This is a genomic window from Psychrobacter sp. G (genome assembly GCF_000418305.1).
GTDB classification, from domain to species: domain Bacteria; phylum Pseudomonadota; class Gammaproteobacteria; order Pseudomonadales; family Moraxellaceae; genus Psychrobacter; species Psychrobacter cryohalolentis.
Map to the genome: position 1 here is coordinate 335,991 of NC_021661.1, position 25,416 is coordinate 361,406.

Consider the following 25,416-nt stretch of genomic DNA (forward strand, 5'->3'; position numbering starts at 1 on the left):
AGAAAATAAAAAAAGCCCCAAAGTTGCTGACAACTTTGGGGCTTTTGCTTTTTAGACAGGGTAACTTACGATTAGCTCTCTCTATCTGAGTTATCTGAATCATCTGACTCAAGTTTTTCAGCTTGCGTCAGCTTTTTATGGTCAGCTTTTGGCTTACGGGCACGAGCCTTTGGTACTTTAGGCGTTGTTAAGTTGAACATGCCTTTTTGTGGTAGTAATTGCTCTGCCACATTTTCAATCATGTTTTTATAACTGGCTATGGTCGTTTTTGACTTGGCTGCTTGACTGTCGTCTTTCAGAGAAGGCGCTACTATTGATTCAGCATCTTGTACATTCTCACTTTGCTCGACAGTAATGTTTGCAACCTCAGCAGCGTCGACGTCGGTCATTTTGATTTCAGCTATATCATTTTCGACACTTTTGATACTTTCGATATCAGTGCTCTCGATATTAGCTTGCACTGTATCTACTTCTGCTAATTTTTGCTCAGCATCTAATAACTGCTTGCTTTGATCACTGACAGCATCTGCTTGAGCTTGATTGGCCAGAGCATCGGCTTCTACTTCATGCGCATCAATATCGATACCCGTTTGAACGGGCTCGTTATTTGCCGCATCAGTCACAGCCAATACCGCTGATTCTTTATAATCAGGATGCTGACCACGTGGATCGTTGCTAGCACGTTTACTGATAGCACGAGGCTCTACTGATGTTTTACCTTGGGACGCTGCAAACTGACTGACGGCTTTTGTCATTGACTCAAACCGTGCAATGTAGTCCGCTGCTAAAGGCTGATAGCCGTAGTTACTAAAGTCAAAGTCGCTATGAGCAACTGGTTTAATAGCCACTTGTTTGTCAGCGCTGTCTTTAACTGGCGTTTGCTCTAGATGCTTAGCGATAGCAGCATTAAAGCAGCTGATGACACCGTCTGTCGCTAAGCGATTTTCTGCCTCTGCTAAGGTTGCACGGATAAATTCACCAACCGTACCACGAATGGTAGGAGCGCGCTCACTAGCTTGCGCATCCTGCTCATTTGCGTGAGACGCTTTAGCAAATGATGCTTGCACCTGTTGAAGACGTACGACGCGTGGGTCATTACTGGCTTGACCAAACTTATTTGCCGCAACGTAGCGTTCAGCAAATAAAGAATCACGGCTAAGCTCAAGTACTGCCTGACTGCTACTATCCTCGGCAGCAACTTCGTTAGAATCCACGACCACATTTTCTTCGGCAGTATTTTCAGCAACATGAGCCTTCTGAGTGGTTTCGATTGGCGCTGCCTTTTCTACTTGTACCGCTACCACTTCTTGAGTTGATGCAGTATTCTCGGCTTCACTGTCCATGCTAATTTTTGTATTAGCTCGTTCATCTACAGCAGGTTTGTGGCTACTAATTTTATCGCCGCTTTTATCGTCTTCTTTCGAAGTGGGTTGATTCGCTTTGTCGGGATTAGCGCTTTTTTCTACTTGATCGATCTGAGTAGTATTGACGTGTGCAGAGACTTTTTCAGAAGTTTTAGCTTGGACGCTACTGTGTTGTGTGTTATCAGATGCAACGCTACTGGTATCAATCGTTTTAGAAGTTTTTTGAGCTGGTTTGTTATCGACGGACTTTTGCTTATCCGCACGTTGCTCATTATTATTCTCTGAACGCTCATTTTCAGCATCAGTATCACTTTCAATTACTGCTTGCTTGTGAGTCGCTTGGCGTGATGCAGACTTGCTATCATCTAATGACAAATGTACCACTTCTGGTGATTTGAGCTCACTAGTAGCTTCATTTACCTGTAATACTACTTCATTAGGGTCTTGGTTGCGACGCGCATTAGAATGGTGTTTGTTGCTGTTAGCATTTTTAGAGGCTTGCTGATTGTTTTGCTTAGAGTCAGCTGCCGTTAAAGTTTCACCGCGCTCAAGCTTGCCACGTGATCCACGTTGACTGTTCGATTTGCGCTTAGTACGAGTTTGCTCTTCTACTACATTATCAGAGCTGTCAGAACGACTGCTGTCGCTGACACTGGTTGCATTAACACTGGTCGGATTAGCGTTGTCTTCATTTGTATTACGATTATTGTCTTGGCGATTGTTGCGATTACGATCGTTATGACGTCTATTATCCTGCTGACGTTTATCTTGATTATTAGCTTTGTCATCAGTGCTAGCGCTGCTGTCAGTCGTATTGCTAGTGGCACTATTCTCAGTTTCATCTGCCTGCTCTTTTCTTTGACGCGGCTTAGATGGTCTTGATTTGCGTGGTTTACGTCTTCTTCTTTCTTCAGCATCGCTGCTATCATCAGTACTACTCTCAGCAGAACGTGTCAGTTGACGATTCTGCTCATTACTACTTTGCTGATTAGTTGCTGGCTGAGGCGTTGCAGTATTTTGACTATTGTCATTGTTCGCTAAAGCCGTATTATCCACTTGGCCAAACGAGCCTAGACTTTGTGCTCCGGTATTGACCAATGCTTCAATAGCTTCAGCTGCGTCTCGGCTACTAACACTTGATGTCGTTTGAGCTTGCGGTGCTTGCGCAAATAAATTAGACAACCAAGCAACTGCTTGTGGCTGTGCAGCGGCAATAGCAGTAGGTTGTGGTGCTACTGGCGCTGATGGGGTCACAATGTTTTGAGAGCTCTGAGGGTTTTGAACGCTTGGAGTCTCTTTAGTCTGTGGCGCACGTGCTGATGTCACATTGCTACTATTGTTATTACTGCGATGTTCATTGCTATGACTGGTGCTATTCTGTTGCTGCTGCGTAGGCGTACTTTGCTGGACGTTAGGACGAGCCTGCACTTGATCGCTGCTATTTTTATCCGCAGCTTGACGAGGCTGTCGAGTTGGCTGTTGCTCAGGGCGCTCTTTTTCAGCCGTTTGCCAATCAACATTGTAGCCAAGCTCGCTATGTTCTTGCAGCTGAGTATCGGTGATACGCTCATAGCTTGACGGGGCAAAGCCATCGCGATTAAAGTGAAGTTTAAAGTTTGGCGACTCTAAGTGCGCATGCGGCAAAATAGTGATACGCGTACCACTGTCTTGCTCAAGATAGACCAAGCTGTCGCGTTTCTCATTCAGCAAAAACGCTGCGATATCAGTCGGTACTTCTGCTTGAACTTCACCTTGACGCTCTTTTAGCGCGATTTGCTCAATCTGACGCATGATAGATAATGACAATGAACGCAGGTCACGAATCATGCCATTACCATGACAGCGTGGGCAGATATAACCGGTTGACTCTTCTAATGAAGGACGCAGGCGCTGACGGCTCATTTCCATCAAACCAAACTTGGAAATATCACCAAACTGAACGCGGGCACGGTCATATTTGGTGGCATCAATCAGACGTTTTTCAACTTCTTTTTGATGCTTGTTGTCATTCATATCAATGAAATCAATGACAATCAAACCGCCCATATCGCGCAGGCGCAATTGACGGGCAATCTCATCGGCGGCTTCTAGATTGGTATGGTAAGCGGTTTCAGCAACGTCTGAACCTTTAGTAGACTTAGCAGAGTTGATATCGATAGATACCAATGCTTCTGTCTGATCGATAACAATTGAGCCACCTGATGGTAGGCGAACTTCACGCTGATAAGCAGTTTCAATCTGTTTTTCAATATTAAAGCGCGAAAACATCGGCTCATAATCGGTATATTTGCGTAGTTTTTCAGCCTGTTTTGGCATCACAGCATCGATAAAGCCCGCAGCTTCAATATAAGCGTTTTCGTTATCAATCCAAATCTCAGAGATGTCATCACGTAGATAGTCACGGACAGCACGCGTAACGACGCCCGCTTCTTGATGCACTAGGCGCGGTGATGGATATTTTTGGTTTTGTTCTTGAATGGCTTGCCAGATGTTTAGCAAATGATTTAAATCGTGCTGTAAGTCTTCTTGGGTTTTACCAATACCAGCAGTACGTATGATGACACTCATGCCTTTTGGCAGATCTAAGCTGCCAAGCATACGTTTCATATCTTCACGCAATTTGCCTGAGATTTGACGCGAGATACCACCACCGCGAGGATTGTTTGGCATTAATACCAGATAACGACCAGCCAATGACACATAAGTTGAAAGGGCAGCGCCTTTATTGCCGCGCTCTTCTTTTTCAACTTGGACGATGAGCTCGTCACCTTCTTTGATCAGCTTTTTGATGTTCTCATCACGTGGATTGCCGCTTAAATATTCGGCAGAGATTTCACGAATCGGCAAGAAGCCTTGACGCTGTGAGCCGTATTCGACAAATACCGCTTCAAGCGAGGGCTCGACACGGGTCACATGACCTTTATAGATATTAGATTTTTTTTGTTCGCGGGTACGGTTTTCGAGATCGAAATCGTATAGATGATTGCCTTTACAGAGGGCAACACGAATCTCTTCGTTTTGGGTGGCGTTGATTAAAATGCGTTTCATAATAGTATCCTATGAGTACGCATAATAACGAAAAGACAGGCTCTAGGGTAAAGTGGCAAGTACTTGCTAATAACAAAATTAGCATGAGCAGATATAAATTAACGAGAGAACGTAAATAAAGCGCGAAAACACTCTTCAAAAGCTTAACTTTGGACCAGTGATAGTAACTTCAATATAGAAGGTATAGGGTGTAAGTCTATGTCTATGTCTATATCTTAATATAAGCAGGCTTGTTATAGCGATTAATGCATAAGCAGGTTAGTGATCGTTTATTATCAGTATTTTGAACCATATTGGTGGTCAGCGCACTTTGTCATTTCGTCATAGTGGCGGATGGTTACTGATATATAAAGGTATTACTGATGCCAAAAAAGCATCGTGCTGGCACAATCAATCAAGGTCTAGCAATCATATCGCTGTTGACTGTATAAATTACAATTCAGCGGTTATCCGTCCAGATTAAGCAATTAGTCATTCTTTATTTATCGTTCTTTTGGATATAACGTTAATAATATCTTGGGCGTCTCAAAGCGAGTTCTTGCTGCGTTAGTCATCAGCGGGGCGTACTTGGCAAACAGAATAAATGACCGGCTTATCGGCACGGTGTCTCATGTCTATTCTACTTATCGTCCTCTGTTTGACCACCAATACTCAGGCAGTTATCGAGGTTTACAGGGTAATACTCGATTGCACTCTCAACGACCCATACTTGCTCAACTGCACGCGGCTAAAGGACTGTTAGATAATAAATCATCAAATCAAGTCGTTATCATGCGGGTAGTGAGTAAAGGGTGTATGGTTGGTTATCGCTTAATAAAAGGCTAATGCCATATTTATAAAGTCGATACTATCTATTGTCATAATATCCTGTAAGAAATGCTTCATAAGAATAAATAGTTTTTACTAAAAAATAATTTTTTACTGATAAATATCAGTCATGTTCTTTCAATTTATTAGGTATTATAAAGTATATCTGTTGCTATAACACCCTTAAAATCAGATGAAGCGCCGAGCTTGCATAGGTTGTATGAGTCAGCCGATTATATTGACAAGTGATTAGCCAGTCATAAAATCGATATTTTCCACCTAAAACAACAATCAATTAGCAATGAATTATTGTCTCAGCCTCTGCTTAATTGGCGCTCAACATGTTAAACTATAGCAAATCTTTATGTAATTGCCTAACTAAAAATGACAAACTCAAAAATGACAAACGACGAACCTATCCACGAAGCGCCAGCTATCTTTAATAGCAAAACGCGCCCACAAAGTGCTGACGATGAGATTAGCAACTTCGGCAAGGTCAATTACCTTGAAGTCACGCGTCATCAGCACGACCAGCGCTTGGATAACTTTTTGCTTAATCGCTTAAAAGGTTTGCCAAAACCGCATATCTATAAAATGATTCGCTCAGATGAGATTCGCGTCAATAACAAGCGCTGCAAGGCTCATGACAGAGTGCAGCGTGAAGACGTGGTACGTATTGCGCCAGTGGTACTTGCCACTCGTGAAAAACCTATCATCAGTACCGAATTTGCCAAAAGCTTATTGGCGCGTGTGGTCTATGAGGATGAAGGTTTGATCGTGCTTAATAAACCATCCGGTATTGCGGTTCATGGCGGTAGTGGTCTTGCATTTGGTGTCATTGAAGCCATGCGTGAAGTCACAGGCAAGAAGTATTTAGAGCTGGTGCATCGTATCGATAAAGATACTTCAGGTTTATTAATGATCTCTAAAAAACGCTCTGCACTTAAAGTATTGCAGCAACATCTGGTCGACAAAACCATTCAAAAGCATTATTTATGTATTGCAAAAGGTCAGCCTGCACTTAACGAACAACGTATCGATGCGTCATTGTTGCGTTATACACTGGCAAGCGGTGAGCGCCGCGTTAAGGTAGATACACAAGACCCGCAAACCAAAGAGAGTCAGACTGATATCGTCGTTCATGGTCGTTTTATGATTGCTGAGCAGCCCGTTAGCTTGATTGAAGCCAAGCCGCTCACCGGACGTACCCATCAAATTCGTGTACATTTGGCGCACATTGGTCATGCTATCTTGGGCGATGATAAGTACCATGTACATGATAAATCTGGTGTGCATCGTCTATGCTTACATGCGTGGCGTCTAGATATACCTGGTTATGAGACTATCACTGCGCCTTTACCAGAAGAGATGCTCGACTGGATGCCAGAAGAGATTAAAGCCAATTTGCCTAAATAATCTGATGCTTAAACAAGCTTTGATTAGATGCTATGTTAAGCATCAGATTTAAACGTCACGATAGCTTATGAAACATAAGTCGCCGTGACGTTTTGCTATCTGCCATTTATTATGATTATTCATAAAGGTCTATTTATGAGCCAAACTACTACAATGATTCCTGCTCAGAGTTCTCAGTCAGCCAACCCGCATCATTTAGCCGATAAGACCTTAATCATATTTGATTGGGACGGTACGCTAATGGATTCGATTGGCTTGATTGTTGAAGCTATGCATATAGCAGGTGAGGCACATGGCTTCAAGACAACTGATAAGGCCGTCAAAGATATTATTGGGTTAAGTTTAATGAAGGGCATTGAGCTTTTATATCCGTATTCAAGCGATAAGCAAAAACTGTTAATTCAAAAAAGTTACGCAGATTATTATATTGCTAACAGCCAGCGTACACCGTTCTTTGCGCCGATAGAAAATATGCTACAAACCTTGCAGCGGCAAAATCGTCAGCTTGCAGTTGCGACAGGTAAAAAACGTAAGGGTCTAGATCGTGTTTTGGACGCTTCAGATAGCCATCATTATTTTGTTATGACGCGCTGTGCGGATGAAGCAGGCTCCAAACCTGACCCGCAAATGCTGACGGATATTTTACAATATACCGAACAGCAAATCTCTGATGCTGTATTTATCGGTGATAGCATTTATGATATTCAGATGGCAAACAGTCTGGGCATGACCAGTATTGCAGTTAATTATGGTACCGCCAGCAGCGACGAGCTTGCCGCACAGCAGCCCACATATCAGGTGGACACGCCACAAGCGTTGGCACAATTATTATGTGCTTAAATATAAATCGGCGTAAATGATAATCTGCTTAAATGGTAAAAAATGATAACAAAAAAAGGGTTTATCGATAATAACGATAAACCCTTTTTCATTGAAAGATATGAGATTTATTTGCTGTCTTCTTGATAGCTGTCTTTTTGAAGCGCATCCTGTTCGATTGCGTCTTCTAGCTCATCGCCTTCTAGCAATGCAAAAGAGGACTCGATAATTTTGTCTGCATCTAGCTGATACTCATACCAGTTGCCCATAACCCCTGCTAATTCATCCAGCCCTTCTTTTCTTAAGGCTGAAAATAGCTGAATACTACAGTTCAGACCCAGTTCTTTCAGTCTTTTACGAGTATTAAGCAACGCATTTTTAGAGGCACCATACTTTAGCTTATCTGCTTTCGTTAACAAGATATGAACGGGCAGCTCACCATCTTTTGCCCAACGTAGCATTTGCTCATCAAAGAACTTCAATGGATGACGGATATCGCTCATCAGAACCAGACCTGCAAGGCTTGAGCGCGATACCAAATATTCTTCTAGTTCAACCTGCCATTCTTTTTTCATCTCAAGCGGTACAGCGGCATAGCCATAACCTGGCAAATCTACCAATCGTCTATCAGCATCACCAACATTAAAAAAGTTAATCATCTGCGTACGACCAGGAGTTTTAGATGAGCGTGCCAGTTGGCGCTGGTTGGTAAGCGCATTGATGGCAGAAGACTTACCAGCGTTTGAGCGACCAGCAAATGCCACCTCTAAGCCTATATCTGCAGGACACAGGCGAAAGGTTGGTGCTGACATCATAAATTCAGTTTGCTGAATACGCTGACGGGCTTTGGTATTAAAAGCCGCATGCTTGGCGGCGACATCGTTGAACGGGGTACTCATAAATGACTCATTACGGTTAAAATTTAGATACTTAAATTTAGATAAAATAGTAAAAGATTTTGCCATTGCTCGGTCAATAGCACAGCATCTTTGGCTACTAATAACCAACTATCAACCTTTCATAAAATAAGGGTTTTAAATTACTGACTATTCTATACTATTAATGCGCTTAGTTATTGAAATAACGGTTATTAGCCGCATATTAATTATAGTAGAGATGTAATTGATAGGCGGCTAATAACTCATTTTTCGATTCTTTATCCAAGCGTATTAACAAAGTTAAACTATATTCATATATATTAATTTGACATATATTGTTACAATCTCTATCAGAATAGGTTTATTCACAGATGTTAAGGCACAGAAGCAATGAAGCAAACGTCTGGACGAATGAGCCAATGGAGGTGTCTTATGTTATCGATGACCATGATTTTTGCCAAAGGCAATCGCTTTTCAGCCAGCAGTGTTAGCGCGCTTATCATTAGTGCAGCTATGATAACTGGTGCAGGGGCGGCTAGTACTGCAACGACTTATAATGAGTCCTGCGCTGCGTGTCACGACAGCGGTGCCTTGAATGCGATTAAAAAAGGCGATAGTGCCAAATGGCAGCAGCTAATAAAACAAAAAGGCATGCCTGCACTTATTAGTTCGGTCAAAAATGGTATGATTCAGATGCCAGCTGGTGGGTTGTGCGAAGATTGTAGCAATGATGACTATCGTAAGCTGATTGAGTATATGAGCAAATAATTAGCTAAATATCTATTAAATCTTTATTAGCTATTTGCTAAGACATATAAATAAGGCGCAAGGGTCTAGAACCTTTTGCGCTTTTTGCTCTTTATAAACCAAAGATTGAGTGAGTGAGGGGGAAAACTATCCAATGCTACGATTAAGTAGGCAAATAGTAAAAAGTCTTGCTATAATAATCCAAAATAAACCCTGATATTAGTAAGTACTTTCGTGCTGCTTGTGATAAAGACGATAGAATATACGGCTTAGCGAGTAAATAATGGCTTTGTGAATATAATACGTCTACATAATGCAATCACTCTAAACAATGCTTACATCGAGTTAGTAGGATTTGTATCAATGAAAAAGTTAATCGCTGCCGCCAGCTTATGTGTTGCAAGTTTCAGCGTACAAGCTGCTATCACTGTTCCTGAATATGATCTTAATGCCGGCAAACAAATTGCAGAAACTGTCTGTGCTGCTTGTCATGGTGTTGATGGTGTGAGCCCTGTGCCCGCCCAACCAAATCTTGGTGGTCAAAACGTTAAGTATTTATATAAGCAATTGGTCAATTTTAAAGCAGGCTACCGCAAAAACGGTATCATGCAGTCGCAAGTGGCCAATTTGTCGCAGCAAGATTTAGCCAACGTTGCAGGTTATTACTCAAGCCAAAAACCTTGGGGCGTGGCATTTGGTAATCCTGCAACCACGCAAGAAGCCAGTAAGTTGTTTTTAGGTGGTGATAAGTCGCGCGGTGTTATTGGTTGTGCAGGTTGTCATGGTCCAGACGCAGCGGGTAACGTATGGGCAGCATTTCCACGTCTAGGTGGACAACATGCTGAATATATCGCTACTCAGTTAAAGCTTTTCCGTGCCGCTGGTCGTGTAGATGATATCGATAGCGACGAGCAAAAGCGTGTCAATGATGCTGCAAAAGAAGGCGAGATGGGCATGATGCAGACCGTTGCTTCTAAACTGTCAGATCGTGATATCCGTATCTTGTCAGATTATGTGAGTGCTATTCACTAATATCATATAAAGTCGGTTTGCTTTATTAACATTATCGATAAGAGCGCCGCTTGTATTCGTTTTAACTGAGTTATTAAACCCCGATTTCGGGGTTTTTTTATAACTGTCAGTCCTTATATAATGGCATATTAGTAGTACTTTACTTTATAAAAATAAATCGCCTATATATCAATTTGACGATTAAAAGCTTAAAAGCTATTTATGCTTAACTAATATTACTCAATGTTACTCACCTTGAATCGCTTGGATATAAATTATGATGATTCGCTATGCTTCTTATTTTATTGCAGCGCTGTTACCATTATTGCTTTTTCGCTGGTTTGCACCGGCGTCAATAGGAGAGATTGATTTTTGGCTGTTGTGGCTATTGGCTATGGTGCTGGTCTCGCTACCGGTCATTTATGCTGAGATAGCATTGGCTTATCGTAGTGCTGAAGCACCTTTGGCGGGTATGCAAAAGCTCACTCGAGAGGCAGATGCCAGCGCTTTGTGGCGTGGCTTTGGTTGGCTTGCTGCCCTCGTAGCCATAATCATTGCAGCACTTGTGATATCAGGTGCTAGCACGGGTATATTGACTGCACTTACAGACTTAAATAGCACACCTGAAGTGCCAAGCTTTGCGGTTGCCGCAGGCTTGATGGTCATTGCCGCATTGTTAAGCTTGTTGGGTGTGACACCCTTACCAATTGGTTTGGGATTAATGCTTATTGGATTGATATTTGGGGTAGCAAACGGTTTGCCAAATATTACCTTTGCGATGACCAATATCAGCTTAGGAGAATGGGCACGAGCAGTTGCACTAGCACTTGTCAGTGTTGGCGCAGGTACAGGCTTATATTGGTTTGGTCAAAACCGTATCACTAAGCAAGCGGTAACAGCGGTGGGAGTAGACAATCACTATGCTCAGAATTCCTCTCGTGCTCAGGCGTCAAACGAATATCGAGCAACCAAGCTGGTGCTACCGATTTGGATATTACAATTATTGGTAGGGATGGTGGCTTTATTTATCAGTGGTATGACGCTACCACCAATCGGACAGCTACTGTATTGGGCAGGAGTAATTTTTGTCGCCAGTTACTTGCTACATTATAGTACGCAGCAGCTCGTGCATAAGTTTGGACTGCTGGTCAGTTTGGTCATAACGGCTGTCATAGCGATAGTGTTGGTCGTTGCCATACCGACTATTTGGCTGGTAGGTATACTGGTTATTATCAGTACGATAGCCGTATTATTATTGTCAGTTTTTGCAGGATGGCAGATGAAAATCAGTCATTTGCGCAAGTCCTTAAACTTTGGTAATGAAGCTTTTTATAATTTATGGCGTGTGGCGATACGTTTGATTGTGCCAGTAGCACTCTTATTAGCCTTGATAGGTTGGGTGATGCAGTGGTTAAGCTAACAGCTGATGAGGTTAAAGTTAATAAACTGGATAGTGCTCAACAAGACAACGTTCAGCAAGGCACTGTTCCACAATCTATTATGATAACGGTATACTTAGCCTATGCTGAAGATGCACAGAGTCAGCATTATCTAACCTTGTCAGTAGCTGATGGCATAACCTTATATGCAGCATTGAAGCAAGCTGGTTGGTTGATACAGTTTGAAGGATTAGCAAAATGGTGCGATGAGGTGATTGATGTGGCAGTGCCGACAGCCAAACGTTGGCACGTTGGCATCTATGCGCAAAAACAGCCACTTAACTATCAATTGCAGCCTTTTGATCGGATAGAGGTATATAGAAGCTTGAGCGCTGATCCTATGTCTCAGCGCAAAAGTAAATCTCGAGTTTGAGGATTAAAGCTCGCTATCGAAGCGATTATTTAGGTAGAGACTCTAAACCCTGAATGCGAGTCACTATGCCATTATTATTAAAATAAACTTTTAGATGCTGACTGGCGTTTTTAACGTCGGCGATACCTTTACGTTGACCTTCAGTCCCTGCTTGATAGTCATAAATATAGTCCCAACGGTTCGGCTCTAAGGTATCTCTAATGGCTGGGCTACCAAGAAGATAAAGTACCTGATTTTGATTCATACCCACTTGTAATTTTTGCGCTTGGGTTTGAGTAATAGGCGTCCCTTGTGGCAAATCAATCTTATAAACACTCAGTAACGAGCAGCCAGACATGGTAACAGCGGCGCCCAATATGCTGGTAATGACAATCTTGCGTAATGCGCTTGAAGAATGAAGCGGACGTAAATTTAGGTTCTTTATCATGGTAAGATGACTCATAAAAAATGGGTTAGGTACGGCTAAGCACAGTAGATACTGGTCTTACCGACAATCTTGGATAAATGATACGTCATTTACTTGCAATTGCCTACCACTTACGACATTATTTACCAAATGTGCGCTGGCATCATTTATTATTAATATTTTAAATTCATATACTTATAATCATTTTTTTTAGAAAAAATGTACTGGAAATACATTTGATAGTGACTGATTTTGTATGAGAATAATTTTTTGCAATTAACCATTCATCACTACTAATGATTATTTACCTTATGTTTTTTGAACTTATTTGCTAAGACTTTCATAGTCAGAAGGGATATTATGGCTTCTTTTACCAATCAAGACTTACGTAGAGCGGGTTTAAAAGTAACGTTACCGCGTATCAAAATTCTAGAGCTGCTTGAGAGTGCAAAGCTGCATCATATGAGCGCAGAAGAGGTTTACAAGGCGCTAATTGAGCAAGGCGAAGATGTGGGTTTAGCGACTGTTTATCGCGTGCTGACTCAGTTTGAGCAGGCAGGTATTGTCGAGCGTCACAACTTTGAAAACAATTTATCCGTGTTTGAGATTACTCAAGAAGAGCATCACGATCATCTAGTTTGTGATAATTGCGGTAAGATTGTCGAATTTCATAATGAAGTGATTGAAGAAGAGCAGCTTAAAGTAGCAGCAGAGCATGGCTTTAAGTTATCAGGTCACTCATTGGTACTATATGGTATCTGTGATGACCAAGCCTGTAAGGACAGCGTCAAGTAAGCATCAACTTATCGATGAGATAAAATTAAAAAAGCCCTTATATATGATGAGGGCTTTTTTATGGCTATTTCTTAGCCATAAAAAATAATAACTATGGTTAAAAATACATCATTAAGTAATATCTAACGATAAACTGTCTGCGCCTTCATCCAAGTTTGCCACGCCATTTTTGCTGCTGAGTTTGATTTTTAAGCGCAAATCATTGGGAGAGTCTGCATGAAGAATCGCTTCTTTATAAGTAATCTCACCGTTTTCATATAGATCAAACAGTGCTTGGTCAAATGTCTGCATACCGCTATCACGTGAGCGTGTCATGACATCTTTGATTTCATGCACATCGCCTTTACGAATATAATCGCTAATCAGCTGTGAGTTTAATAAAATTTCAATAGCAGCGCGGCGTCCCTTACCGTCAGGCGTTGGAATCAACTGCTGCGCGATAATGGCTTGTAAGTTAAGTGATAAATCCATGAACAATTGATTATGGCGACTGGTCTCAAAAAAGTGAATAATACGATCAATTGCTTGGTTGGCATTATTGGCGTGCAAGGTTGCAAATACCAAATGCCCCGTTTCAGCATATTGAATCGCATAACTCATGACTTCGCGATTGCGAATCTCACCGATCAAAATCACATCTGGCGCTTGGCGCAAGGTGTTTTTTAGACCGGCTTCAAAAGAGTGGGTATCGATACCGACTTCGCGCTGGGTAATAATACAGCCACGATGCTTATGGACAAACTCGATAGGATCTTCTATGGTAATAATATGACCATGCGAGTTTTGATTGCGATGTCCTATCATTGCCGCAAGGGTGGTTGATTTACCCGTACCGGTTGCACCTACTAATAAAATTATACCACGCTTTTTCATTGCCAGCTCTTTTAGAGAGGGGGGCAGGCGTAGCTCCTCGACAGTAGGGATATTATTTTCGATTTTCCGTAAAATCATCCCTGCCATATCACGTTGTATAAAGGCACTGACTCTAAAACGTGCTTGTTGCGCCTGATCAGTAATCGCAAACTGGCACTCGTTGGTCTCATCAAACTCTTTTTGCTGATTGACTGTCATGACGCCTTTAACCAGCCTCATAGTCTGCTCAGCAGTTAAAGGCGTTTTACCAACCGGCAGTATTTTGCCATTGATTTTCATGGAAGGGGCGACATCAGCAGTGATAAAAAGGTCAGAGCCGTTTTTGTTAATCATCAATTGTAAAAGTTTATCAATGTCCATAACGTACCTATATGTGCGAGAAAATGTGCAATGAATAGAGTGAAACCTGCTTCAATAAACTTTTTTGCGAAAAATGACAGTTAACTTAAAGGCTGATTGCTCAAAAATCTGCAATTAGTACTATATTCTTTTAGAAAGAATTACTAATATCATTTACATTATAAGAATGCTTCAGGCTGTTTAGCGTAAGGTCGTGCAACGTCTTTACTAATTGTGCCTCTCGCTACAAGATTTTTAAGAGTTTGATCAAGAGTAATCATGCCATCACCAGCACCAGTTTGGATAGAAGAGTACATTTGAGCGATTTTATTTTCTCGTATTAAGTTACGAATAGCGGGCGTACCTAACATAATCTCATGGGCGGCAATTCGCCCGCCTGTTTGACGACGTAACAATGTTTGCGAGATAACGGCTTGTAGTGACTCTGATAGCATCGCTCGAATCATGTCTTTTTCAGCAGCAGGGAAGACGTCAATAACACGGTCAATGGTTTTGGCAGCGGAACTGGTGTGCAAAGTGCCGAAAACTAAGTGACCGGTTTCAGCGGCAGTGAGCGCTAAGCGTATGGTCTCAAGATCTCGTAGCTCACCAACCAGAATAACGTCCGGATCTTCACGTAACGCTGAGCGCAATGCTGGCTCAAACCCCAAGGTATCGCGATGGACTTCACGCTGGTTAATCAAACTCTTTTTGGACTCATGAACAAATTCAATTGGGTCTTCGATAGTCAAAATATGCTCTTTACGGGTTTCATTGATATAATCAATCATGGCAGCTAGCGTGGTCGACTTACCTGAGCCGGTTGGACCAGTGACCAACACCACGCCACGTTTAAAGTCTGAAACACGCTTAAACACTTCGCCCATACCTAGATCTTCCATCGTTAGAACTTTGGAGGGAATCGTACGAAAGACGGCGCCTGCACCGCGATTTTGATTAAATGCGTTTACGCGAAAACGGGCTAGATTTGGAATCTCAAAAGAAAAATCCGTTTCAAAAAACTCTTCAAAGTCGGCACGTTGTCTATCATTCATGATGTCATAAATGAGCTGATGAACTACCTTATGGCTCATCTCTGGCATATTAATCCGAGTCATCTCACCATCAACTCGAATCATCGCAGGCATACCGGCTGAAATATGTAAATCTGAAGCCTTATGCTTGACAGTAAAACGCAGCAAGTCTTCAATGCTTAAATTTTGTTCAGCCATAATCGGATATTCCTATTAATAAATAAAGTGTGCCAAAATCAACATAGAGAGCAGGCGATATGCAAGGTTCTATGACATTGTTTGAGCCAACCTCATTAAAATAGGTTAGGCGTCACTATAATTGTTACTATTACTAGAGCTTTTAGTAGCATATGTTAAACCATGTAACAATATCATAACAAGACTGTACTGATTTAACCATCTACTAACTGCATAAAATGCAAAAATAGACTGACTGGTTTTTCGCATAGTAATAAAGCATCGATACAATCAGCTCTCTTTTATTTCGAACTCACTATATCAACAAGAGTTTTTATGAATATGTCTTCTCAGCAAGTACTTAAAAATGTCGCAATCGATCTTACCAATAATGATGAAGCAGAAGTTCAACATTTAACTGAGAACTGGCAGCAGGTAAAGACGCAAGTGGTACAGGCATGCGAACAAATGTTGCGAGCGCCGAGCAGTGTAACTTTGCTTGCGGTGTCCAAAACCAAATCTGCTGAGATGGTGGCAACATTGGCACGTCAAGGTCAGCATGATTTTGGTGAAAATTATCTACAAGAAGCGATTGAAAAAATACAGTTGCTACGTGAGCAGGTAGGATGTAAGCATATTGTCTGGCACTATATTGGAAGCATTCAGCGTAATAAAACCCGTGATATTGCTGAGAATTTTGATTGGGTACAAACGCTTGAGCGTGACATTATTGCCAAGCGTCTTAACGACCAACGTCCTGCTGAGCTGCTACCTTTAAACATCTTGATCCAAATTAATATTGATAATGAAGACAGTAAGTCGGGATGTCTGCCAGAGCAGCTTCCAGAATTGTTAAAAACAATTAAAAATTATGAGCGTTTGCAATTGCGCGGATTGATGATTATTCCTGCTAAGGCAAACACAGATGCTTTTAAGCGCACCAAACAACTATTTGACGACATTAAGCGTACCCATCCTGAGCTGAGTCAATGGGATACGCTGAGTATGGGTATGAGTGATGATATGACTGATGCGATTGCTAGTGGCACGACCATGGTGCGTGTTGGTACTGCGATATTTGGTGCGCGTGCTTGATGTATAGTGAATTCAGTATTAAAACGATACAGTAGGACTGGGATGAATTTTACGCAGCCTCTGTCAGCGTAGTCACAGCACGCCAGAAAAATTTATACCAGTACTGCGTTGGAATATAACGTATCTGTTTTATTTGAAATTGACTATAGTCCGCACGCTTGAGGATAAAAATTATTATAAAGCCAACCCTGACAGTACTCATAAATTACATTACGTATTAAATCACATCTTCAAATTTTGTAACTAGTAGCTGAGTTATTTTAAGATTGTCAGTGGCGATAATCTCAAAACGATAATTGGCATACTCGACACAGTCTGTCTTTTTAGGAATTTTACGCAGCATATACATCATAAAACCGCTAATGGTTTCGTAATTTTGGCTATGTGGTAAATTGACCATGCCCAATGAGCGAATCACATCTTCAATGGGCGTCATGCCATCAATTAGCCAAGAGTTATCTGTACGCTGGACAATCGGTTGCTCCTCTAAAGTAACCAGCTCGCCCATCACGATGCTCATTACGTCTTTGAGCGTGATCACCCCAACCACTAATGCATACTCATTTACAATGACGGCAAAATCTGCACCCGTTGATTTAAACGTTTCCAATACTTCAAACAACGATAATGTATCGGGAATAAACAAGGCAGGTTTTAGCAACGCTTTGTCTGTTAAACACACTTCTTGCTGCTCAAGTACTGAGGCTAGAAAGCTGCGCGACTCTACATAACCGATGATATGTTCTAAGTCATCGTCATTACAGACCAAGAATTTATTATGCGGCTGCTTAATCATCACAGCAACTACTTCTTCGGTGCTGGCTTTAGTATCAAAATAGACAATATGCTCGCGCGGATTCATGACTGAGGTTACGGTTCGCTCTTGCATCTCAAAGATATTTTCGATCAAATGATGCTCTTGATGCTTAATGACGCCGGCTTCCGCACCTGCATCCATCACCGCATAAATATCCTCTGACGTCATTTCATCTTGGCGTACGGTTGACACGCCTATGAGTTTAAATAGTAAATTTGCCGCCCCATCAAACACCCAAATAATCGGCTTAAAGATAAAAATAAAGAAAATCATCGGGCGTACCATCTTGACCGCGATAGGTTCAGCATTGGACATGGCCAAACGCTTGGGCATCAAGTCTGCAAACAACACAAACACACTGGTGACTAAGATAAATGACACCACCGACGCGGCAGTCTCATTGCCAAAAAGCTGCTGTAAATATGGACTAATGGCTGACTCGCCAATGACCCCTGCTAAGATAGCCACTGCATTGAGCGCCACTTGTACCACAGTAATAAAGCTGCCGGGTTGCTCTTGCATATTGAGTACATCGAGTGCCCGTACTTCGCCTTCCTTGGCCATGACTTGTAACTTGATTTTACGGGCGGAGGCAAGCGCCAGCTCCGAACTAGAAACGATAGCGCTTAGCGCAATTAATATAAAAATAAACACACCAGCGGTTAGCAAGCTCATGACATACTCGGATAGAAATAGATAAGGTAGATAGATTTACAGTAATGATTGAAGATAATAATTGGTAGGTTTTGAGGTAAAAGGCATTTAGTTATTAGCATTTAGTTAGGCACAAAAACTAAAAAAGCTGGGCAAGCACCCAGCTAATTATAAAACAATTTTATGATATTAGATAAAAACTTAAATTTATCAAGCCTTTAAAAAATGGCTCTAAAAGGTTTTTGATAAATTCAGTATCAAGGCTTAGCCTTTTATTGACCATTTATTGACGAGTGGATAACGGCGCTCACGACCAAAGGCTTTATGGCTAATCTTAGTACCAATCGGTGCCTGCGAGCGCTTGTATTCACTATTGTCGACCATTTGGATAACCTTGGCGACCAAATCAGCATCAAACCCTTTATTAATAATATCTTGATAGCCCATATCTTCATCGATATATGACATTAAGATACCGTCTAAAACATCATAATCAGGCAAGCTGTCTTGGTCTTTTTGATCAGGACGTAGCTCAGCAGATGGTGGACGAGTAATGACGCGCTCAGGAATAACAGGCGTATCTTCTAAACGGTTACGATAGCTGGCCAATTTATAAACTTGTGATTTATACACGTCTTTTAAAACGTCAAAACCGCCTGCCATATCGCCATATAAGGTCGAATAGCCAACAGCTAGCTCTGATTTATTACCAGTCGTGATGACCAAATGCCCAAATTTATTAGACAATGCCATAAGTACCACACCGCGTGCACGTGCTTGGATGTTCTCTTCGGTGGTATCGGCTGGCGACTTGTTAAATAGTGGCGCAAGCGTATGACGAATACCTTCGACCGCATCAAAGATAGGGCAAACGGTATAAGAGACATTGAGACGGCGTGCTTGAGCTTGCGCATCCTCTAAACTGATTTGAGAAGTGTATTCATAAGGCATCATGACTGCATAGACCTTGTCAGCACCCAGTGCGTCGACCGCGATACAGAGTGTCAATGCTGAATCAATACCGCCTGATAGACCGACGATGATGCCAGTAAACCCTGAAAGATTGACATAATCGCGTAAGCCTACGACCAATGCTTGGTACATCTCTGATTCACGGCTTAATGATAAAGGTGCTTTTGCTTGTGTATCAAATTTTGCTGTTTTTACATCAAAGCTTGCCAGTAGCAACTGATTCATAAAGCGTGAGGCTTCATGTGCGACGCTGCCGTCTGCTTGAATGGCCATAGAGCCGCCGTCAAATACCAAATCATCTTGACCGCCAACGGCATTAAGATAAACGATAGGTAAGTTGTTTTCACGGCTACGCTTGGTCAGCATTGTTTTGCGAGTATCTTGTTTTTCTATCTCAAATGGTGAAGCGTTTAAGCTCACAATAAGGTCAGCGCCTTGCTTTTTGAGCTCGGCAATAGGACCTTTTTCCCATAAATCTTCACAGATCAGCAGACCAATGGTGATACCTTTATAATCAAATAAGACTTGATTACGTCCTTTATCAAAATAACGGCGCTCATCAAATACGCCATAGTTTGGCAAAATTTGCTTATGATAAAAGCCCTTTTGATGACCATTATGCAAGATAGCGGCTGAGTTAAAGGTGCCATGATGATCAACATGCGGATAGCCAACAATCATGACGATATCATCGATATCGCTTAGGGTAGACAACGCGCTTTTTATACGTCCTGAAAGACTAGGACGTAGCAACAAATCTTGCGGCGGATAGCCCAATAAGGCCAGCTCTGGGAAAATAATGACATCAGCACCTTGCTCGCGTGCTTGCAGTGCTAGGGTGCGCATTTTTTCAGCATTGGCTTTGATATCGCCAACTAAGAAGTGGGATTGGGCTAGGGCAAACGTAACGCTATCTTGCGATTTTGAAGCTTGGTTGCCCTTATTAGAAGCGTTAAGGTTGGGGTTATCAGTATCTTTTGCAGTGTCTTTTGACATTGTTATTGTTCCTATCAATAGGTTATTTAAATCTGTTATATATTTCTTGGTTTCAAATAAAACCAAATGAAAATATGTTTCCGAAAACGACTCAAAATATGTATTTAAAATCATTTACTCAAAATAAAATGCTTAAATAGTGCATCAATATCATGAGCATCAAACATGTATAGGCATGAGTGTCATGCAAATGTGCCCTCTCAATTTATGCAGCACTGCTCTAAAAATAATGCTAAATACCATCTAGAGTAAGATCATAGACGAGAGGTGTTTTATAGACGCTAAGGGCTTACCTCAATAAAAGTAATAAAGCCAAACCAACAGAGCGTCATTTAAAAGCGTAAATCAATCCCTTTAGTATAACATCAATTGATGTTACTAATAGAACCAGCCAGTGATTTAGCCCTCTAGATAGCAGATATAAAAGTGCTTAAAAAGCGCATATTGATGATGTTTTTGTTAAGATAATTATGTTCCATAGGTTTTGGCAATCAACCTCAATGACGATACAGGCACTAACAAATTTGCTCCCAAGAAAGTTGTAAGTAAAGGTTACAACATAGCGTTATTTATTTGGATAATCTTGTTGCATAATAGTTTTTTGCTGTTAGCCTAATTAACCTTATAAAAGCAGATATTTTATCCAAATCTGTACTGCTCAAAATCTTCGCTAATGGATGAAAATTACAAACATAATCTGTGATTTAAACAACCCATTTATAAATTTTATAGTAGAACCGTATTAGGTTTCTGCTGGTCACCCTTGGTTTGCACGCTATGATTGAAAACTGGACAAAAGAATTTATTATTCAGCGTTTGCTGGCAATCACCTTATTGGTCGTGCTGTTTGTGCTGTGTTTTCAAGTGGTGCAGTTTTTTATTGTACCGGCACTGTGGGCAGCGATTTTGGCGTATGTGACTTTTCCTATTTATAACTTTTTTCATCAAAGAGTCAGATTTAGCTCAAATTTTAGTGCAGCGATTATGACCGTCAGTATTACTTTGATGATAGGCGTGCCCTTGGTAGCCGGTATTTTTATCTTACAGCAAGAAGCGTTAAGCCTGATCAGTAATTTGGTCTATCGTATTAAAGTGGGTTATCTGGACGTGCCTGATTCTGTTAAAGATTTGCCGATAATAGGACAGCAGGTCAAAGATGTGCTTTGGCGCATCAATAAAAACCCTGAAGGGACGCTAGAGGCTTTTCGTCTTTGGGTACAGTCGCATCTGTACTACGGAAAAATTGCCTTTGACGTTGTGTTCAGCAGTCTTGCCAAACTTGGTATGGCGCTTATGACGTTGTTCTTCTTTTATCGCGATGGCACCAGTTTGGTTCGCCAAATTCGACAAGCGCTGCGTAATATTATCGGTAATCGTATCGACGGTTATATTGACTCTGTCGGTACTACCACGCGTGCGGTGGTTTACGGTATCGGTCTGACAGCATTAGCACAGGCATTGCTTGCTGGTATCGGCTATTATTTTGCCAGTGCACCGAGTCCTATTTTAATGACGATTGTAACGTTTATCATTGCTCTCATTCCATTTGGTACGCCATTTGTTTGGGGCGGTGTCTCACTTTGGTTATTGAGCCAAGGGCATACGGTTGAAGGTATCGGCTTAGCACTTTGGGGTATTTTAGTGATTAGCTGGGTTGATAACCTTATTCGTCCGATTGTTATTAGCGGTGCGACCAAAATTCCTTTTATTATTATCTTTATTGGGGTGTTGGGCGGTCTGACTGCTTTTGGTTTTGTGGGTTTATTTATTGGTCCTGTGGTACTAGCAATCGGACTTGCGGTATGGCGTGAATGGATATCACAGCATAAAAATGATCTGTTTGCCCAACAAGAAGAGCTGGATCAAGGTAAAAGTTTGATTAAAGTGAATCAGCCGAGCCAAGACACACTTTTATAAGCGCGTTTATAGTAAAGCAATCATCTAAAGCGCTTAAAGTCATATATAAGATTATCTATATTCAATGAGACGGTAGCGAATACGATGAAAAACAAGGTAGATACGATGAAAAATCTCACTATTGTGGCTGATAGTAATATCGCAAGCCTTGATGAGTTCTTTAATCCTGTAGCGCTGGGTCAAAATACTGAGCAACAGGTGCAGGTCATACGTGTTGCTGGTCGTGATATCAATGCACAATTAATGGCAAATGTGCAGCCTGACGTTTTGTTGATACGCTCTGTCACTTCAATAAATGAATCACTATTAAGTGAGAATAATAGCGTCAAATTCGTTGGTTCTGCGACCATTGGTACTGACCATGTCGATCAAGAATATTTGGCAGAACGCAATATTACCTTTGCCAATGCCGCTGGCTGTAGCAAGCATTCAGTCGCACAATACGTATTGACTGCTATATTAACTTTACGCCCACAGTATTGGCAGCAATCCACGAAGCCATTAACATTGGGCATCATCGGACTTGGTAATATCGGTAGTACGCTAGCTCAGTATGCCAATGATTTAGGCTGGAAAATATTGGGTTATGACCCTTTATTAGCCACATCCGATATCAATAACGCTAGTCTTGAGCAGGTATTGAGCCAAAGCGACATAGTAAGTTTACATGTCCCTTTAACGGATAAAAAAGATACGGATGCGCAAGGTACATTTAGCAACAGCATTAGCAATAATGTCAGCGACTATCCAACGCGTCATTTAATTAATGCAGAAACTTTGACACTGATGTCGCCGCATACTATGCTGATTAATAGTGCGCGCGGACCTGTGATTGATGCCGCTGCCCTCGAAGCCGATATCGATGCGACTGAACGCCAAGTGGTATTGGATGTGTTTGAACATGAGCCGCAGATTTCTGAGAGTTTGCTATCAAAGCTTGCTATTGCCACTCCGCATATTGCTGGTTATACCTTAGAAGGCAAGCTGCGTGGCACGCAAATTATTTATGATGCCTTGTGTGAAAAATTGGCAGTACTACCTGTATTATCGATGCATCAGTTACTACCACTCAATACTTATCTATGGTTTGAGCTAAAAGAACACCCAGACAGATTGCAAAAATTTTATGACATTAGAAAAGACGATGCGGCATTAAGAAATAAAATAACCAACGGTAAAGTTAAAGGTTCAGATTTTGATCAATTACGCCGTGATTACCATCTGCGCCGTGAATGGCAAGCACAAACAATCAGTGTGACTATTTAATTATCTGTTTTTACGATTTATGAGGCACTGTAACCAGTCATGAGTAAAGCCAATAATCAGCCTTTATCTAATCTAAGCTATGCCCCAACGATGACCCTTGCAATGGCGCAGCAGCGTGCAAAATTAATGAGTGTCATTCGTCAGTTTTTTGCCATACGTCAAGTATTAGAAGTGCAGACGCCGCTATTATCGCAAGCAGGCAATACCGATACCTTTTTACAATCCGTAGCCGCACAGGTCACGTATCAAGACAAGCCTTGTACTTATTATCTGCATACGTCACCTGAGTTTGCCATGAAGCGTTTGCTTGCCAGCTGGCAGGTGCCCATTTATCAAATCTGTCCGGTCTTTCGAGATAATGAGATCGGGGCGCGCCACAATATCGAATTCACCATGCTTGAATGGTATCAGCCAAATTATAGTCTGGATGATCTGGCAGCAGAGCTTGGTGAATTATTAGAGATGGTCTATGGTCATCCGATAATCATGAGTCATTATCGCTACGTTGATGCTTTTATGGATTTTGTTGGTATTCACCCGCTGACCGCCAGTCTAGCAGCATTACAAGCCGTGGCAGAAGACAAAGGTCTGATAGGATTTGATTTTAATAGTGCAGAGAGCTGCGATAGCGAACAAGACCGTCGTCAAAGCTGGCTGGATTTACTATTTAGCCATGCAGTCGAGCCACACTTGGGTCACGATTTACCGACGTTGGTGATTGAATATCCGCGTGCGACAGCTGCTTTGGCTAAAACCGCTGTTGATAAAGAAGGTAATAAAGTTGCCAAACGCTTTGAGCTGTATATCAAAGGAATCGAGATTGCCAACGCTTATGATGAGCTAGCAGACGGGCAGGCGTTAAGAGAGCGGTTTGAGCAGGACAACCAATTGAGAGGGCGTCATAATCTACCACAAATGCCTATTGATGAGCACTTAATAGCAGCGTCTGATGATTTGATACCTTGTAGCGGGATTGCTGTTGGTTTAGATAGGCTGCTGATGGTGTTGACAGATGCAACGAGCTTAGAAGAAGTTATCTCATTTCCTAGTGGTTCGGCTTAATCGCTCTTCGACAGATTTAACATAGTCGCTCCTTATTTTACAAGCCTATACTAAGAAAGCGAGTAAGCCTTTTGACTTACTCGCTTTTTTGTCTGTCATTTTATTTATAACTAACTAGGGCGTGTCCTCAATTCAATTGATCATATCTAAACGGGCTAAAAATGGCTAAATTTTACCAAACATCGTTAAATAGCTGGTTAATATCCCGATATTATCTGCGCTATTTTCCTCGTTTGACTGCAATTTATCTCATTTTTATCACCATTTTTGAAATGAGGACACGCCCTAGTACGGGGCGCCATTATAATTTTGCAATAGCCTCAGCAATGTTTGTCTCACCATTATTCATACTAAATACGGTGTTAATGCTATTGTCTGCATTAAGTACAGCAGCTAGCGTAGTTGCGACATCTTCGATTGAGTTCTCACCAGAATTATCATCATTGATCGTAATTTTTCCAGTGGCAGTTCGCTCTTTTAACGCTCCTGCTTGTACGATGGTGTAATCAAGACTGCTGTTATTGATTAACCACTGATCTGCGTAATGCTTGCAGATATAGTATTCTTTTAAATTTTCAATAGCTGAACTGTCCCATTTACTGGTGTCTAACGAAAAGACGGTACTTAGCATAATATAGCGTTTGATACCTTTACCTTGTACGGCTTGCATGGTCTTAACCGCCCCATGTAAATCGACTTCTAACACATCTTTACCACCAGAACCGGCGACGAAATAGACAGCATCGATATCTTGATCAATTTGCTGTTGAATTGCATCCTTGTTTGCAGTGATATCTAAATCTAGTTGGCTATAGTTATCGTCATTGAATAATCTTTCTTCCTGACGGGTGGTGCCGATCACTTGATGGTTATCTGCTAATAGTTGCTTAACCAAATCAGTACCCACTCGACCACTTGCGCCAATTACTAAAATTTTCATAATCATTCCTATTGTTATCTGCTTTATCGTAATTTTAAAACGTATTGTCTTAAACGTTGAATGTAGCGTAACAAGAAAAATCAGCATGCTTCGTTATGAAGCGTGCCGATTGCATAGTGTTTGGTTATAGAGTGTATACGGTTTGCAAGGAAGCAAAGCGCGTATAGTGGT

The 25,416-nt window shown here is 41.5% G+C and carries 20 protein-coding genes; 12 read left to right on the top strand and 8 right to left on the bottom strand.

Features of this window, described 5'->3' with window-relative positions:
• Window positions 1–71 precede the first annotated feature (71 nt).
• Entirely contained in the window at window positions 72–4,412 is a 4,341-nt protein-coding gene (locus tag PSYCG_RS01435; RefSeq protein ID WP_020442639.1) for an Rne/Rng family ribonuclease, read from the bottom strand.
• Window positions 4,413–4,979: 567 nt separating this feature from the next.
• Between PSYCG_RS01435 and PSYCG_RS13300 the strand changes: the two genes are divergently transcribed.
• The 3 genes from PSYCG_RS13300 to PSYCG_RS01445 all read left to right on the top strand — a co-directional run bounded on the left by PSYCG_RS13300 (window position 4,980) and on the right by PSYCG_RS01445 (window position 7,475).
• The gene (locus PSYCG_RS13300) at window positions 4,980–5,237 is read left to right on the top strand and encodes a hypothetical protein (RefSeq protein WP_144061740.1); all 258 of its coding nucleotides are present in this window, start codon (window positions 4,980–4,982) and stop codon (window positions 5,235–5,237) included.
• A 381-nt stretch (window positions 5,238–5,618) separates the two neighbouring features.
• Window positions 5,619–6,635: an RluA family pseudouridine synthase gene (locus PSYCG_RS01440; RefSeq protein ID WP_020442640.1), complete on the top strand. Its 1,017-nt coding sequence runs from the start codon at window positions 5,619–5,621 to the stop codon at window positions 6,633–6,635.
• Window positions 6,636–6,770: 135 nt separating this feature from the next.
• Window positions 6,771–7,475 carry an HAD-IA family hydrolase gene (locus tag PSYCG_RS01445; protein WP_020442641.1) on the top strand — a complete coding sequence of 235 codons (705 nt, stop codon included), beginning with the start codon at window positions 6,771–6,773 and terminating at the stop codon, window positions 7,473–7,475.
• A 107-nt stretch (window positions 7,476–7,582) separates the two neighbouring features.
• Here the strand turns inward: PSYCG_RS01445 and yihA are convergent, their stop codons facing one another.
• Complete coding sequence (yihA, locus tag PSYCG_RS01450) at window positions 7,583–8,353, bottom strand: ribosome biogenesis GTP-binding protein YihA/YsxC (RefSeq protein ID WP_084674207.1); 771 nt, start codon at window positions 8,351–8,353, stop codon at window positions 7,583–7,585.
• Between the two features lie 411 nt (window positions 8,354–8,764).
• Here yihA and PSYCG_RS01455 point away from each other — a divergent pair, with 411 nt between their 5' ends.
• The 4 genes from PSYCG_RS01455 to PSYCG_RS01470 all read left to right on the top strand — a co-directional run bounded on the left by PSYCG_RS01455 (window position 8,765) and on the right by PSYCG_RS01470 (window position 11,902).
• Window positions 8,765–9,100, top strand: coding sequence for a c-type cytochrome (locus PSYCG_RS01455; protein WP_020442643.1), 336 nt, complete (start codon window positions 8,765–8,767; stop codon window positions 9,098–9,100).
• A gap of 342 nt (window positions 9,101–9,442) precedes the next feature.
• The gene (locus PSYCG_RS01460; protein WP_011512659.1) at window positions 9,443–10,111 is read left to right on the top strand and encodes a c-type cytochrome; all 669 of its coding nucleotides are present in this window, start codon (window positions 9,443–9,445) and stop codon (window positions 10,109–10,111) included.
• Window positions 10,112–10,367: 256 nt separating this feature from the next.
• The gene (locus PSYCG_RS01465) at window positions 10,368–11,510 is read left to right on the top strand and encodes a hypothetical protein (protein WP_020442644.1); all 1,143 of its coding nucleotides are present in this window, start codon (window positions 10,368–10,370) and stop codon (window positions 11,508–11,510) included.
• Window positions 11,498–11,902, top strand: a complete 405-nt coding sequence (locus PSYCG_RS01470) for an RnfH family protein (protein WP_020442645.1) — start codon at window positions 11,498–11,500, stop codon at window positions 11,900–11,902. Before PSYCG_RS01465 ends, PSYCG_RS01470 begins: the two co-directional genes overlap by 13 nt.
• Window positions 11,903–11,927: 25 nt before the next feature.
• Here PSYCG_RS01470 and PSYCG_RS01475 read toward each other — a convergent pair whose 3' ends face one another.
• Complete coding sequence (locus tag PSYCG_RS01475) at window positions 11,928–12,344, bottom strand: outer membrane protein assembly factor BamE (RefSeq protein WP_051130937.1); 417 nt, start codon at window positions 12,342–12,344, stop codon at window positions 11,928–11,930.
• A gap of 324 nt (window positions 12,345–12,668) precedes the next feature.
• Here PSYCG_RS01475 and fur point away from each other — a divergent pair, with 324 nt between their 5' ends.
• Window positions 12,669–13,103 (top strand): ferric iron uptake transcriptional regulator, encoded by a 435-nt coding sequence (gene fur, locus PSYCG_RS01480; RefSeq protein ID WP_011512663.1) that lies wholly within the window; start codon window positions 12,669–12,671, stop codon window positions 13,101–13,103.
• Between the two features lie 111 nt (window positions 13,104–13,214).
• On the opposite strand, the gene PSYCG_RS01485 is transcribed toward fur, so the two are convergent.
• Window positions 13,215–14,336, bottom strand: coding sequence for a PilT/PilU family type 4a pilus ATPase (locus tag PSYCG_RS01485; RefSeq protein ID WP_020442647.1), 1,122 nt, complete (start codon window positions 14,334–14,336; stop codon window positions 13,215–13,217).
• A 158-nt stretch (window positions 14,337–14,494) separates the two neighbouring features.
• A complete protein-coding gene (locus PSYCG_RS01490; protein WP_020442648.1) occupies window positions 14,495–15,547 on the bottom strand; it encodes a type IV pilus twitching motility protein PilT in 1,053 nt (350 codons plus the stop codon).
• 315 nt (window positions 15,548–15,862) lie between these two features.
• On the opposite strand from PSYCG_RS01490, the gene PSYCG_RS01495 reads away from it, so the two are divergent.
• The gene (locus PSYCG_RS01495) at window positions 15,863–16,621 is read left to right on the top strand and encodes a YggS family pyridoxal phosphate-dependent enzyme (RefSeq protein WP_020442649.1); all 759 of its coding nucleotides are present in this window, start codon (window positions 15,863–15,865) and stop codon (window positions 16,619–16,621) included.
• A 217-nt stretch (window positions 16,622–16,838) separates the two neighbouring features.
• On the opposite strand, the gene PSYCG_RS01500 is transcribed toward PSYCG_RS01495, so the two are convergent.
• A complete protein-coding gene (locus PSYCG_RS01500) occupies window positions 16,839–18,113 on the bottom strand; it encodes a hemolysin family protein (RefSeq protein ID WP_020442650.1) in 1,275 nt (424 codons plus the stop codon).
• 243 nt (window positions 18,114–18,356) lie between these two features.
• A complete protein-coding gene (locus PSYCG_RS01505; protein WP_020442651.1) occupies window positions 18,357–20,060 on the bottom strand; it encodes an NAD+ synthase in 1,704 nt (567 codons plus the stop codon).
• 777 nt (window positions 20,061–20,837) lie between these two features.
• Between PSYCG_RS01505 and PSYCG_RS01510 the strand changes: the two genes are divergently transcribed.
• The 3 genes from PSYCG_RS01510 to epmA all read left to right on the top strand — a co-directional run bounded on the left by PSYCG_RS01510 (window position 20,838) and on the right by epmA (window position 24,305).
• Entirely contained in the window at window positions 20,838–21,977 is a 1,140-nt protein-coding gene (locus PSYCG_RS01510; protein ID WP_020442652.1) for an AI-2E family transporter, read from the top strand.
• 105 nt (window positions 21,978–22,082) lie between these two features.
• A complete protein-coding gene (locus PSYCG_RS01515; RefSeq protein WP_020442653.1) occupies window positions 22,083–23,243 on the top strand; it encodes a 4-phosphoerythronate dehydrogenase in 1,161 nt (386 codons plus the stop codon).
• A 39-nt stretch (window positions 23,244–23,282) separates the two neighbouring features.
• Window positions 23,283–24,305, top strand: coding sequence for an EF-P lysine aminoacylase EpmA (gene epmA / locus PSYCG_RS01520; protein ID WP_020442654.1), 1,023 nt, complete (start codon window positions 23,283–23,285; stop codon window positions 24,303–24,305).
• 301 nt (window positions 24,306–24,606) lie between these two features.
• Here epmA and PSYCG_RS01525 read toward each other — a convergent pair whose 3' ends face one another.
• Complete coding sequence (locus PSYCG_RS01525; protein WP_020442655.1) at window positions 24,607–25,245, bottom strand: NAD(P)H-binding protein; 639 nt, start codon at window positions 25,243–25,245, stop codon at window positions 24,607–24,609.
• Window positions 25,246–25,416 lie beyond the last annotated feature (171 nt).